Genomic DNA, 13981 nt, shown 5'->3' with positions numbered 1-13981 from the left:
GAGCTCGGCTCTCATCAATCGGCTATGACAATAACGTGATGACCTGCAGCCTTAAGCAAACGATTCATTAGAGCAAGCCCCATCCCTTCGTAGCTGCAGGTCTCAGCTAAAATATAGGTGGCTCCCTCCTCATCAAAATGACGAAGCGCATCATATAAGCGATGTGCTCCTTGCTCAAGCTGCGTCAAGCTTCCGAGTTCCACCACTACATCGGCTTGATACCTGCCCACATGCTCCGCAAAGGCAAGCACGCCTGTCTTCTCGCCTTGCTGCTTGGCACGACGAAGATCCTCTAAGATATAAGCGGAGACCGCGATGTCCGAGGCTCCCTGTACAAGTTGCAGCTTCCCCTTTGGGGCATAATGAGTATATTTCATTCCCGGCGAACGCGGAGCAAGCATGGCGGTCTGATCGGGTTCTTTTGACGCAGCAGGTTCGGGTGATTGAGATTGCATCAACTTCGACAACGCCCGCTCTGGATCAACCGCGGGGTCAATCGTTACATTCGGCGTAAATGACCTCAGCATAGATACCGTTATCCCGCCTGGACGCAGCACATGGATATGATCACCTTTCACCTCAACAACCGTCGATTCTACCCCTACGCCAGTCGCGCCCCCATCAACAATGCCCGCAATCCGCCCTCCGAGATCCTCAAGCACATGAGCAGCGCGTGTTGGGCTTGGCCGGCCTGAGCGGTTGGCACTTGGTGCGGCAATCGGTCTGCCCGATGCTTGAATGAGCTGCAAGGCAAGGGCATGATCAGGCATGCGAATGCCTACAGTGCCAAGTCCTGTCGTGACTCGATTGGAGACGGCTCCCTCCCGAACAGGAAGCACAAGCGTTAGCGGCCCTGGCCAACATGCATCCATGAGCTGCTCGGCGAGAAATGGACAATCTGCGACCAGCTCCTTTACCTGCTTGCGTTCTGCAATGTGAACGATAAGCGGGTTATCAGAGGGACGGCCTTTCGCAGCAAAGATACGCTCAACTGCTGCTGTAGACGTGGCATCAGCACCAAGGCCATATACCGTCTCTGTCGGAAAAGCGACCGTGCATCCATCGTGCAGCAGATCGGCCGCCTCCTGAATAGCGGCTTGCTGTTCTTCTTGAGTTTGCTGCTCCATCACCCACATTTTCGTGTGGAGAGGAGGCTGATCCTTTTTACATCGATCCGAACTATAATTGTTATCCATGAACCATCCGTCCTACTTCAAAGGTTAAAGGTTATATACATTAGACTATCCTATCGGCTGCAAACCTTCATTATAATTATCCTATCATATGGTGAGGTGACCTCAATCGAAGCCAATCACAGAGGCGCGACTGCGTTTAGATGCAGGTTTATCGCCATATAGGATGCTGGTTCCGTCTATGACGAAACGTATAGATCTATTATGGTAAAAAAAGATGCCGTTTCAACCTCACGACATCTTTTACCGTTCGTTTATCATTATAAATTATACACGATTATGGCTAAATCTTCGATAATACCTTTGCTTTTGTTATTTGCTCTCATGACGTCCTTTTTCATATGGCCTTATCATACTTGCAATCTATCAACAGTCATCACGCTTGGTCTAGCCGAACAAGGCATGAATCATCTCCATCACCCATTGAAAGATGGCTGCCAGCATATCAAACAAGAAAAATCGAACTTCTTTTTGCTCAGCAGCATCTTGATTGGAGGTTTGATCATGAGCTTGCTCGCCTGAAGCATCACTTGCCTGACTCTGATCAGCAGCACTCTTTTGATCAGCATTCTGTTCAGCAGCGGTTGCCGTTCCTTCACTGCCATCCACGAAGCAGAGCGGCGGGAACAGCACGCACCACCAGTTCTGGCCTGAACCTTCGCCCAGCGTAATACGCAAGGTCTCATAGTCGCCAGCTGGATAAACTTCGCCACCGTACAGCTTTGCTGGAAACGGGACTACCTTGAGCTCTGCCTTAACACTGTAATCCATGCCTTCTTGCTCCACCACTTCTCTTGCAGTCTCCTGCAGCTCTTCCAGATGAGCTTCAATGAACGCTCTTGCTTCTGCTCTAGTCGCTGGCTGAGCCTGCTCGCCGAGCCATGTATTGATGTTAAGCACGATTTGGTCGCGCACTTTTCGTTTGACTGCCTGATCGTCTTCAGCATCTGAATGTGCTAGAATACGAAGGCGAATCGCGTCCTCAGGAATGCTTTTTTGCACCTTTGCATCTGAATTCTTTGCCGTTGATTCCATTGCATATGCTGTTGTATGATCCCAACTCATCACTGCTGCTGCAACAATGATGCTCAGCAGCACCATGTTCATCCATTTATGAATTTGCATGATAGGTAACTCCTTGTGAGGTTGGGCGCGCCTCTTAGCCATCATTATGTCCGAGGCTCTCACAAGCTAAACCTATTAATCTATGAAAAATGGATATACAGCAAACATCCTGAGAATCGTCAGGTAGAAATGCGTAATGCCAAAATAAGCCCCTGTGATCTACACAAGGGCTTACGCTCAATCTCTCATGCCTAGCACATGTCTATCAATACCTGCCAGGTCCTTTACGATTCGGATATGCGGCCAGCTGCCCTGCTCCTTAATCAAACGGGCAACATCCTGCGCTTGTCCTTGGCCAAGCTCAAAGGCAAGAATGGAAGGAAGCCTCTCCCATTCATTCATCATGCCGATCATCCGACGATAGGGATCAAGGCCGTCTTGACCGCCTACAAGTGCAAGATGGGGCTCAAAGTCCCGCACCTCTCGCTGCAGCCCCTCCATGTCCGCCTCCGGAATATAGGGTGGATTCGATACCAGAATATCAATGCTGCGGCCTTCCAAAGGACAAAGCAAATCTCCCTCCAGCCATTCTATCGATTCCGCTATGCGAAGTGCCCACGCATTGGACTGAGCAACACGAAGCGCATCCGGAGATAAATCGACTCCGATCAGCTTCCACTCAGGCCGTTCAGCAGCCAAGGTGCATGCTATCGCGCCGCTGCCTGTTCCAATATCGGCAGCCGTTATGGCGGATTCCCTTAGCGGCCAGATTCGATCGGCTTCTTCCAGCACGGCCTCGACCAGCAATTCCGTCTCCGGACGAGGAATCAGCACCGACGAGGATACCGCAAATCTTCGGCCATAGAAGTAAGCTTCTCCCATAATATACTGTGTAGGTTCTCCCGTTGAACGTCTCTGAACAGCTTCCTCATAAGCGGATGCACCATGCTCAGGGAAGGTATCAGGAAGGTGCAGCAGATAGACTGCCCGGTCCCAGTTCAGAACATGCCTAAGCAGGAGCTCCGCATGATGAGCACCATCTTCCACACCGCTTCCAGACAAATAAGAAGAAGCCTGTGTCCAGGCTTCTCTTATGGTAAGCGGCCATGCAAGACGGAACGGTTCAACAGTACCGCTGCGATCCGTGGTTGGCATTACACTTGATTCTCCTTCTCCAACAGCTCTGCCTGCTCCGTGAGCGTGAGAGCTTGAATGATCTCCTCAAGCTCTCCGTTCATCACATAATCAAGCTTATGGAGGGTAAGGCCAATGCGATGATCCGTCACACGGCTTTGCGGAAAGTTGTACGTACGAATGCGTTCACTGCGATCACCCGTACCGACCTTGCTCTTGCGCTCACCCGCATATTTTGCTTCTTCTTCTTGGCGCTTAATATCATAGATGCGAGAGCGCAATACTTGAAGCGCCTTCGCTTTATTGTCATTTTGCGACTTGCCGTCCTGACAGGTTGCGACGATACCCGTCGGAATATGAGTCACGCGCACCGCGGATTTCGTTGTATTAACAGACTGACCGCCTGCACCAGAGGAACAGAACGTATCGACACGGATATCTTTGTCCATGATCTCAACTTCAAAGTCGTCAATCTCAGGCATAACAGCCACTGTGGAGGTTGATGTATGGATGCGTCCGCCAGATTCTGTAGCTGGAATGCGCTGCACGCGATGAGCGCCGCTCTCATACTTCATTTTGCTGTAAGCGCCTTTGCCGCTGATCATGAAGATCACTTCCTTGAAGCCGCCAAGATCGCTGATATTCGCTTCAAGAAGCTCAGTGCGCCAGCCCTGCATATCCGCATAACGGTTGTACATGCGATATAGATCCGATGCAAACAGAGCCGCTTCATCTCCACCTGCTGCCCCACGAATCTCAACGATCACGTTCTTATCGTCATTAGGGTCCTTAGGCAGCAGCAAAATACGAACGCGCTCCTCCAGATCCTGCTTGCGCAAGGTAAGATCGTCAATCTCCATCTTCACCATCTCGCGCATCTCATCATCAAGCTTCTCCTGCAGCATCATCTTTGCCGCATCCAATTCACTTGTGACCGTCTTCATCTCCATATACGTTTCGTACGCCTCTTGTAGATCGGACTGCTCCTTGGAATAATCACGAAGCTTCTTCGTATCATTCGCTACGTCCGGGTCACACAACAACTCGCTCAGCTTCTCGTATCGATCAGCCAGCGCTTGCAAACGATCCATCATGATCCGTTCACCTCTCCATCTATAGTACGTGTTATCGTGCAGGAGGTGCTTTCTATCGCACCTCGATATTTAGAGGCTCACAACGAAGTTAAGCTGCTGCCTGTCGATGCAGCAGCTTCACCTTCATTCAGGCCTTGATTCAACCAGCAGCAAGACATGGTTCAAGCTCTCCATGCATCGCTCATGCCACACATGAAGATGCCAGCCCAGCTCCCTTGCTAGACGTTGAATCTAAAATGCATCACATCGCCGTCGTTCACCACGTATTCCTTGCCTTCGAGTCTTAGCTTGCCTTGCTCTCTAGCTACGCCCATCGTGCCTGCTGCGACTAGATCGTCATAGGATACTACCTCGGCGCGAATAAAGCCTCGTTCGAAGTCCGTGTGAATCACGCCTGCCGCTTGAGGCGCCTTCATCCCCTTGCGAATCGTCCAAGCACGCACTTCCTGCACGCCAGCTGTGAAGTACGTGTACAATCCCAGCAAGCGATAAGCAGCCTTGATCAAGCGGTTCAGACCGGATTCCTCCAAGCCGAGCTCTTCCAAGAACATATCGCGGTCTTCCCCTTCAAGCTCCGCAATCTCAGCTTCTACTTTTGCACTAATCGGCACTACTTCTGCGCCTTCTTCAGCCGCAAATTCCTTTACCTTCAATACATATGGATTGCTGTCCGCAGAGGATACTTCATCCTCACTAACATTAGCTGCGTACAATACAGGCTTAATTGTGAGCAGATGCAGCTCGCGAATCAATACCTTTTCATCGTCGCTCAGCTCTACGCTGCGCACTGGCATATCGTTATAGAGGGCTTCCTTCAGCTTCTCAAGCACGGCTGCCTCTGCTGCATATTTCTTATCGCCGCTCTTCATATTTTTCTTCGTGCGATCAAGACGCTTCTCAACCGATTCTAGATCCGCTAGAATCAGCTCAAGATTAATGGTTTGAATATCGCTGATCGGGTCGATTTTACCGTCAACGTGCGTGATATTCTCATCTTCAAAGCAGCGGACCACATGCACAATCGCGTCCACTTCACGAATATGAGCCAAAAACTTGTTGCCAAGCCCTTCGCCTTTGCTTGCACCGCGCACAAGACCTGCGATATCCACGAATTCAAAAGCCGTAGGAACCGTGCGGTTTGGCGTTACAAGCTCTGTCAGTTTATTTAAACGCTCATCGGGAACTTCAACTACGCCGACATTCGGGTCAATTGTACAGAACGGGTAGTTGGCGGATTCCGCTCCTGCTTGTGTAATTGCGTTGAATAGTGTGGATTTGCCTACGTTCGGCAAACCGACGATACCTGCTTTAAGTGCCATGTCTCAATCCATCTCCCTTAGTTGATCTCCTACAAGTGGTTATACCCATGAATAGAGCGCGTCCCGACGAACCGCTCCAGTGATAAGCCATCATTATGAACAACGTAACCAGACGTGTCCGAGCATTAAAAAAAATAATACCGAATAAAATTCCTTACTCATTATAACCAACAACATGAAAAAAACCTAGCCGCTGACTAGATTTTTAAGCCTAGATCCTGTTTTATCTGTTCTCTTCTCTTTCATTATAGCAGAAGATGTCCCTTATTGTCGTTATATAGCCTAAGGAACAATAGGTAATTTCAGCCGCCATGTGTGCCGAAGCATAGTTCTTGTCCATAATCCTCACACTAGGAACGAATCCCCACTCACCATGAATCTTCTTAAGCAGAAAGGATGATGTTCCATGGAAAATAAAACACACAAGGGCAATTATGCGGGAACCACCAATATGAAAGCGAAGAACCAAGATATGGCCTTCGTAAATGATACCTTGGAGCAAGCGAAGACAGCCGTTCCCTTTCAACAGCAAAAAAAGAAGACGGATTAACCGTCCGTAAGCTCATCTCGTGAGACATGACGCGATTTGTGAATCACTCGCCACTTCGTAGAAGAAGCGTTTAGAACGATGAGCGGTCAAAAGGCGGGCCAAGTTAGCTATAATAGCTCAACCGTCGTCTTCACATGCCTATTCGGCACATCAACATGAAGACATAACGCACGATTAGGATGCGCTATTTATTTAGCGCGTATAATGCACAGGATGCAGCAGATGCCTCATGCCATATCTCGTCGCATGGGGCACTTCTATCGCATGCTCCACAATGACTCTCAACGCTTCGCACACCTCATGGCTTTGCTCTCTGAAGGCTCCAATCCGATCCTGCTCATAATCGCCAAACAGCGACATCAGCATATTGTCCGCAACGAGCATCGGGCTGTTCCATGTCCACTGCAAGCATTCCTCATCCAGCTTAAGCTCGGTTTGTTCAAATTCAAACGTCACCATCCGTGACCTCAAATCATGAAATCGCACCGTTTGATCCAAGCAGCTTTGCCACCACGCTGCCCGCTTCTGCTGCTGCCACTCTTTTTCCTCCATGGCAAGTCGTGCCGCTTGGGCACAGCACGCAGCAGGCGAGCCGTCCATCCATGGGAATATGAGCTTCTCCATGCGCGGCAGGGCTACGCCATGAATTAGCGCCTCCCAATGAGAAGTTGTCTTGGTGCCTTCCACAAGACAGACGCATACCGCTCGCATCGCCTCATAGAGCGGCTCTGTATGTATCTGGCCAAAGCCAATGTTCGGCTTATAAGGACGCTTAACACGCCGTCTTAGATCCGCCAAGGCCATGAGACCATTTACCCGCACAAGCCATGATGTCGTATTGAGCGTCACTTCAAGCAGGGCATCTTCGAATGATTTGTCCTGACACTGAAACAGATGGAGCATGTAGATGGCTTGAATAGCCGTCTCCTCTTCTTCTAACAGCATCAGGAGTTGATCCATCCGGGCAAGGGCTGCAGCACGCCATACATGAAACCGGCAGTGGGATTGAACATGCGGTGCCGCAAACACCGGCGCAACACCGAATAATTGCTTATCCTCCCACAGGTTCATGCTGCTATCTCCCGCAACGGAGCTGCACGGCTCCCTATAGCTGCGCTGCACCGCAGCAATGTCTTGTATGATTAAGCCATTCATTCTGCACATAATCTCTGCCTTCGCGATAGACTTGCCGCGAACAAACAGCATATCAAGCAGCGGTTCAATCAAATACGTTGCCTTGCTCTCGCTTGCTTCTTCCAGCATTAGATCATCAAAGCATGCGTTGGCCGCTTCTAAGGACTGTTCCTTTGTTCCATTTTCCATAATCATAAACAATTCTGGAAGATTCACCGCGTAGATATGACCTTCCATGACGATGCGATCCGTTATGCCCATGATACGATCGATCCTCCAGCTTTCGCGCCATGCTGGCGTGGTTTTAATTTCCATTATAATGTCTATGTACGTTGTACGCTATACGATTCAAAAAGTTTTCGACGAGCATGTTTCATCTGCCGGTATGTTGGTGAATAGTAAGTAGCATGACATTCTCCCCTTTTTTATTGATAAACATGAAGCAACCCTAGCTGTTACTGACCGGATGGCTAGGGTTGCTTCTATGTTTATAGGGAAAGGCTGCTAGATCAGACCGATCGAAGACAAGAAGATCAAGATGATGAGAACAGGAGCAGCAAATCGCATGATAAAGGCCCACACGCGAAGCGTCCTGCCCTTAAGGCCTGTCTCTTCCGCGGAATGCTTCCATACATAACCCGCCACAATCGTAACGAACAAGCCTCCCAGAGGAAGCATAATATTCATTGTGATAAAGTCTACCCAATCAAACAGGTTTCTGCCGCCTACAAGCACATCGGTCAACACACCGCCTGAAGACAAGGTGCAAGGCAGTGCAATGACATACATCGCGAGTACGACAAAGATGGTCGCTTTTGGCCGAGACAGCTTCCATTTGCGCATCACGAATGCTACTGGCACCTCAATCAGCGCAAGACAGGAAGTAACAGCTGCAATCGCGAGCAAAATAAAGAAGAGCCCGCCGAACAGGCTGCCAAGCGGCATGGAGGCAAAGGCTGCAGGCAGTGCAACGAACACGAGCCCTGGACCAACATCCGGCTGAATGCCAAAGGTGAAGATCGTAGGAAAAATGATCAAGCCTGCAATCAGCGCATACGCCAAGTCGCCTCCGCCAACCGCAATAGTTGCTGCAGGAAGCGATTGATGCTTCTCCACATAAGCGCCGTAAGTGAGCATCGCGCCCATTCCAAGCGTTAAAGAGAAAAAAGCAAGTCCGAGCGCGGATAACGCTGACTTGAAGTCAAGCTGGGAGAAGTCCGGATAAAGGAAATAGCGAACCCCTTCAGCGGCTCCGTCAAGGGTTAATGTACGAACCAGCATAATGACCAAAATAATGAGCAAGCCCGGAATCACGATCTTATTAAATCGCTCAATCCCACTCGATATGCCACGGGCGATAACAAAGCCCGTAATCAGCATGACGACAATCTGCCATACTACAGGAGCCATGCTTCCTGTGAATGCGCTGAAGGTCGCTGTATAATCTGGATTCTTATACAGCTCTCCTGTTAAGGATTGCACCGTATAATGCAGCGTCCAGCCTGCAATCGTGCTGTAGTAGGTCATGATGAGAAACGCGGCCAGCACGCCGACAAAGCCAAAGATCCCCCACCATTTCTTGCCGGTTACCTTGGCAAAGGAATATACCGCATCCCCGCGGCCAGCACGGCCAATCGCAAGCTCTCCCAGCAGCACGGGCAATCCAACCAACAAAATGCAAATGATGAAGAGCAGGAAGAACGCGCCTCCGCCATGCGCTCCCGTCTCATAGGTAAACTTCCACATGTTGCCGAGTCCAACAGAACTTCCGATGGCCGCCAATATAAATCCAGCAGAACTAAAGCGCTCCGTTGCGCTTGAAGTGCTTGTTGAAGCCTTTGACTTAGGTTTCTGACTAGACATGATGTTACAAAACACTCCCCAGTTGTATTGATGTTATGATTGCTCTTCATTGACGCTTTATAACTTTAGACGCATAAATATAACACCCATTTTAAACAACATGGGGGATCAAGTTCCAAGGTAATTTCTTACTGTGATTTACATCCTACCAAAAATCATTACCATTTCCAGTCTCTCACTTCGCCGCATCCATTTGGAACTCATTCACATACTGCTCTAAGCTGTACACACGCTCATACAGCTCATCCATTGTATTGGAAATCACACTTATCGCATCGAGCTGCTCTTGCGTCTGCTTCGCGACGTTGCGAATATCCTGAGCCGATTGCGAGGCGATCATCGATACTTCTCCGGCGGATGCCGCAACCTCTTCCGAGCCAGCGCTTAATTGTTCTGTGGAAGCCGATACGCTCTCAATCTGCTCGACGATATGCTTCATCCGTTGATGCAGCTTCAAGAAAGCATCGCCTGCTGCTTCAACCGATTGTTGTCCTGACTGAACATGCGTCTGTACGTCTGTCATGACATCTACGGTTTGATTCGTATCTCGCTGAATCTGTGTAATGAGCTGTTCCATATGCTGTGTGGTATCATGCGACTGCTCCGCCAGCTTGCGCACTTCTTCCGCGACTACACTGAATCCGCGTCCATGTTCGCCCGCGCGTGCAGCTTCAATGGAGGCATTCAAGGCTAGCAGACTCGTCTGAGCGCTGATCTCGCGAATCATGACGATCATTTTCCCAATCGAATTCGAGTGGCCGTGAAGCTGGCGTACCTTAGTAACAGCGTCTTCCACCGCATGATGGGTCTGATCCATCTCACTCATCGCCTGCTTCATCTGCTCGGAGCCACGTCCAGTAAACTCGCTTGCTTCATTGGTAATCTCCATAACAGAACCCGAAGCATACACAATATCTTGAATCCCTCTTGCCATCTCTTCCATGGCGCGGCTTGACTCTTCTGTAGCCTGCTGCTGCTTTACAGCCCCCTCTTCCGCCTGATGCATTGTTTGGACAGTTGCTTCAGATGCGGCATGAGATTTGACTGTATATTCCGCAATGCTGCCGATGCCTTCAATCAGCTGATTCGCGGCATCCTTCAAGTGAAGCACTAAGGAGCGAAGACCCTGCAGCATATCGTTGTAGCTTGTCGATATTCTTCCCATCTCGTGATGAATATATTGTGTGCTCTCGGCGGTAAGATTACCTGCCGCTGCCTTGGACATCAACGCTTGCAAGGAATCTATCGGTTTCTCAATTGAGATCATGATGCCATAGGACACACCAGCGCTTAGAAGAAGAAGGACGATGTAGAGGACGATGATAATAAGCCGACGTCCGCCTGCATCCTTCGTTACCTGATCATGAACGATAGAAGCCTGCTCCATGTTGTTCTTCTCTAGCTGCTCCATCTGACGAAAAACGATATTTTCTAAAGAGCGACCCTGCTCGTCATATCCTTTCTTCGCGGCCTCTTTATTATGCGCTTGTACCGCCTGAATCGCGGCCTCTGCTTCTGTCTTGAAGGAGCCGATAGCTTGGCCCAATTCATCGAGCGCCTGCTTCTGTCCGCCATGCTCATTCACAAAAGCTTGATAGCTCTTATCCACATCACTCATCTGTTTGTGATAATCGTCGATATGCCACTGTACGGCAGAAGCATCATCCGTTTCTAGGATGCGCTCTAAGAATACAGAAGCCTGCTTAAAGGATACCATCATCTTCTCTGTCAGCACGACAGACTGCATATGCTCGTTGTACAGCTCATTTACGCCGCCAATTAGCTTGGAGGATTGAATATAGGAGCCGATTCCCGTAATGGTAAAGCCGAAGGCTAGGATCAGTATAAGCGTGATGAATTTTGTTTTGATTGACCGCTGAAAGATGTAATCAATGCTGTTATGTAATCGTTTCATATCCGTCATCCTTTCTAAGCTGCATATTTCTAGGTCCTATTGCTCAATACCCCTTTTGTGAACAGATGAACATGTATGGGGATACAAAAAGGTGCCAGCATACACTGACACCAATGTTATCATCCAATCAGAAGGCTTAAACAGCTTCAAGCCGGGCTCCCAACTTCTTCCCTTATGAAAAAGGATACCAAAAGCGCCCAAAGCCGCTTAGTCTAACCGCAATCGCGGCCAAAATAGCCACCACACTTAGTGCTGCGATTATATAATCGGCCCGTCTCCAGGCCGTAGCGGAATACCAGGTCCGCTTCTGATGCCGCCCAAAGCCTCTTAAATCCATGGCATTGGAGACAACCTCAATGCGATGAAGCGAAGATTGCACCAAGGGGATCGCGATCGAAATAAAATGCTTTACGCGATCTCGCATGCTTCCCTCACCTTTGCCGAAGCCCATTCCTCTTGCCTGCATGGCATTGGAGATATTGCGGAATTCGGTCTGCAGGTCCGGCACATAGCGAAATGCAATATTAAACGCATAGGCAATCTTGTAAGGCACCCCGATGCGATTGAGGCTGCTCGCAAAGCGAGTCGGGTGCGTCGTAAAGATAAACAGCACCGTGATCGGCATTAACGACATGTACTTCATCGTCAAGGTCAGCACATAAAAACAAGTTTCCAGCGTAAGCACATTATAGCCCAAATCGAGCACAACGGTTGCTGTGCCGGTCACTTCACTGCCGTAGGATGGGGTAATCAAAAGCGTAAAGATCGAGTTGAACAAGTTGAATACGACCATAATCCACACCAGAAGGCGAATCCGTTTGTACGGAATTTGTGCTAGAAATAATAAAATGAGGCCAATCGCAAACAAGGGAACAAATACACGCAAATCCTGAAACAAGAAGACGATCACCGTCCATACGGCAAAAACAATCAGCTTGGCCGCTCCGTCCATGCGATGGAACAGCGTATCCTTGTCTACATACAGCATACCTGACTTGCTCATGAGCGCCGTCCCTTCCTTTCATGCTGAATAAATCGACGCACAAAGGCTTCAGGAGCATCAATAGCTGCCTCTCGAGCCAGCACGCCCAAGGAAGTCTCCTTCAAGTTGGCCTGTTGGATAGCTGCAACATTCGTAAGCACATTCGAAGTCTCGCCTTGGGCAATGCAGGCTCCATCATGAAGGACAAACGCACGATCTGTATATTCAAGCGCAAGATGCATATCGTGAGTAATGAACAGGAAGGACATGCCGCGATCAGCAAGGTCCACGATAAAGTCCATAAATTCCGTATAGTGCTTATAGTCCTGTCCAGCAGTCGGTTCGTCCAGAATCATAAGCTCCGGCTCCATGGCAAGAATGGACGCGATCGTTACACGCTTCTTTTGCCCATAGCTAAGCGCGGTAATCGGCCAGTCTCTGTATCCATACAAGCCGCAGATGCGCAGCGTCTCTTCCACTTTCTCCTGTACGACATCTGTAGGCAGCCCCTTCATTCGAAGTCCAAGCGCAATCTCATCCTTAATCATCTGCTGGGTAATCATATGGTTCGGATTCTGCATCACATAACCGATATGCTTGCCACGACGTCGAATGGACCACTTATTGATCCGTTCATCACGGAAATAGATCTCGCCAGCGCTAGGCTTCACAATGCCGGTCAGCAAATGCGACAGCGTCGACTTGCCTGCGCCATTGTTGCCGAGCAGCGCTATTCGCTCCCCTTGGCCGATATCCAAAGACAGGCCTTGAATAACATCCTCTTCACCATCATAAGAGAAGCGTACCTGCTTCATCGAAACAAGCGGTGCCGCGGTCTCAATGTTCATGCCGCGATCGCCATCATCAAGCCACGTTCTCAGCTTCTCCTGAACATCCGCACGGCGGCTAAGTTCGGTAAGCTTAGAAGGATGATCTTCAGCCTGAAAGCGAACCCCTGCATACTTCAATGCCGAGATATAAAGCGGCTCGCGCAGCCCATGCTCATGCATGACGGAGGAAGCAAGCAGCTCATCGGGAGTGCCGACGGCTGCAATACGCCCTTCTGACATCACTATGATACGATCGATAGGCTGCTCCAGCACATCCTCTACGCGATGCTCAATAATGATCATCGTCTGCTTATGCTGCTGATGCAGTTCCTCCATCAGTTCCATCGCATGCTTGCCGCTCGCTGGATCAAGATTTGCAAGCGGCTCGTCAAAGAGCAGCACATCCACATCCATGGACAGCACGCCTGCTAGCGAGACGCGCTGCTTCTGCCCTCCGGACAAATCATGAGGACTGTGCTCCATATAAGGCAGCATGTCCACGACGCCAAGCGCGGACTCTACGCGCGCTTTCATATCAGACGTGGGCATGCATTCATTTTCATAGGCAAAGGCAACATCTTCACCGACGGACAATCCAATAAATTGCCCATCTTGATCTTGAAGAATCGTGCCCACGGTACGGCTGATCTCAAATATACTAAGCTCGTCCGGTCGCTTCCCTTTCAGCTGGTACTCTCCGCTTATCGTTCCTGTATACGTAAAAGGAATTAGCCCATTTATACAATGGGCTAGGGTTGACTTTCCTGAGCCGCTCGGGCCAGCAATCAGGATCTTTTCTCCAGGAAAAATATCCAGATTGATGTCCTTCAGCGTAGGCTCAGACAAGCTGCGATATTGGAAGGAGAAATTTTTAAAAGAAATAATCGGTTCAGTCATGTGGC

General features: G+C 49.6%; 11 protein-coding genes. 1 reads left to right on the top strand and 10 read right to left on the bottom strand.

Annotated elements, in window-relative coordinates:
• Window positions 1-14 precede the first annotated feature (14 nt).
• From B9Y93_RS13330 to ychF, 5 genes are all read right to left on the bottom strand, one after another.
• Complete coding sequence (locus B9Y93_RS13330) at window positions 15-1196, bottom strand: L-threonylcarbamoyladenylate synthase (RefSeq protein WP_085494904.1); 1182 nt, start codon at window positions 1194-1196, stop codon at window positions 15-17.
• 384 nt (window positions 1197-1580) lie between these two features.
• Window positions 1581-2318 (bottom strand): stage II sporulation protein R, encoded by a 738-nt coding sequence (gene spoIIR, locus B9Y93_RS13325; protein ID WP_085494903.1) that lies wholly within the window; start codon window positions 2316-2318, stop codon window positions 1581-1583.
• Between the two features lie 177 nt (window positions 2319-2495).
• Complete coding sequence (prmC, locus tag B9Y93_RS13320; protein WP_085494902.1) at window positions 2496-3413, bottom strand: peptide chain release factor N(5)-glutamine methyltransferase; 918 nt, start codon at window positions 3411-3413, stop codon at window positions 2496-2498.
• Window positions 3413-4486, bottom strand: coding sequence for a peptide chain release factor 1 (gene prfA / locus B9Y93_RS13315; RefSeq protein WP_085494901.1), 1074 nt, complete (start codon window positions 4484-4486; stop codon window positions 3413-3415). Before prfA ends, prmC begins: the two co-directional genes overlap by 1 nt.
• A 218-nt stretch (window positions 4487-4704) precedes the next feature.
• Window positions 4705-5805 (bottom strand): redox-regulated ATPase YchF, encoded by a 1101-nt coding sequence (gene ychF / locus B9Y93_RS13310; RefSeq protein WP_085494900.1) that lies wholly within the window; start codon window positions 5803-5805, stop codon window positions 4705-4707.
• A gap of 406 nt (window positions 5806-6211) precedes the next feature.
• Here ychF and B9Y93_RS24575 point away from each other — a divergent pair, with 406 nt between their 5' ends.
• The gene (locus B9Y93_RS24575; RefSeq protein ID WP_170936506.1) at window positions 6212-6355 is read left to right on the top strand and encodes a hypothetical protein; all 144 of its coding nucleotides are present in this window, start codon (window positions 6212-6214) and stop codon (window positions 6353-6355) included.
• A gap of 192 nt (window positions 6356-6547) precedes the next feature.
• Here the strand turns inward: B9Y93_RS24575 and B9Y93_RS13305 are convergent, their stop codons facing one another.
• From B9Y93_RS13305 to B9Y93_RS13285, 5 genes are all read right to left on the bottom strand, one after another.
• On the bottom strand, window positions 6548-7750 hold the full coding sequence (locus B9Y93_RS13305; protein WP_085494899.1) for a hypothetical protein: 1203 nt from the start codon (window positions 7748-7750) through the stop codon (window positions 6548-6550).
• Between the two features lie 243 nt (window positions 7751-7993).
• Window positions 7994-9352 (bottom strand): sodium-dependent transporter, encoded by a 1359-nt coding sequence (locus B9Y93_RS13300; protein ID WP_085494898.1) that lies wholly within the window; start codon window positions 9350-9352, stop codon window positions 7994-7996.
• 175 nt (window positions 9353-9527) lie between these two features.
• On the bottom strand, window positions 9528-11267 hold the full coding sequence (locus tag B9Y93_RS13295) for a methyl-accepting chemotaxis protein (protein ID WP_176228925.1): 1740 nt from the start codon (window positions 11265-11267) through the stop codon (window positions 9528-9530).
• Between the two features lie 172 nt (window positions 11268-11439).
• A complete protein-coding gene (locus B9Y93_RS13290; RefSeq protein ID WP_085494896.1) occupies window positions 11440-12270 on the bottom strand; it encodes an energy-coupling factor transporter transmembrane component T family protein in 831 nt (276 codons plus the stop codon).
• Window positions 12267-13976, bottom strand: a complete 1710-nt coding sequence (locus B9Y93_RS13285) for an ABC transporter ATP-binding protein (RefSeq protein WP_085494895.1) — start codon at window positions 13974-13976, stop codon at window positions 12267-12269. The genes B9Y93_RS13290 and B9Y93_RS13285 overlap by 4 nt, the downstream gene beginning before the upstream one ends.
• Window positions 13977-13981: the final 5 nt, after the last annotated feature.

Origin of the sequence: Paenibacillus aquistagni (genome assembly GCF_900177815.1) — a bacterium.
Taxonomy (GTDB): domain Bacteria; phylum Bacillota; class Bacilli; order Paenibacillales; family Paenibacillaceae; genus Paenibacillus_B; species Paenibacillus_B aquistagni.
Note: the sequence above shows the minus strand (reverse complement) of the source record. Positions and strands in the feature narration are given on the sequence as shown.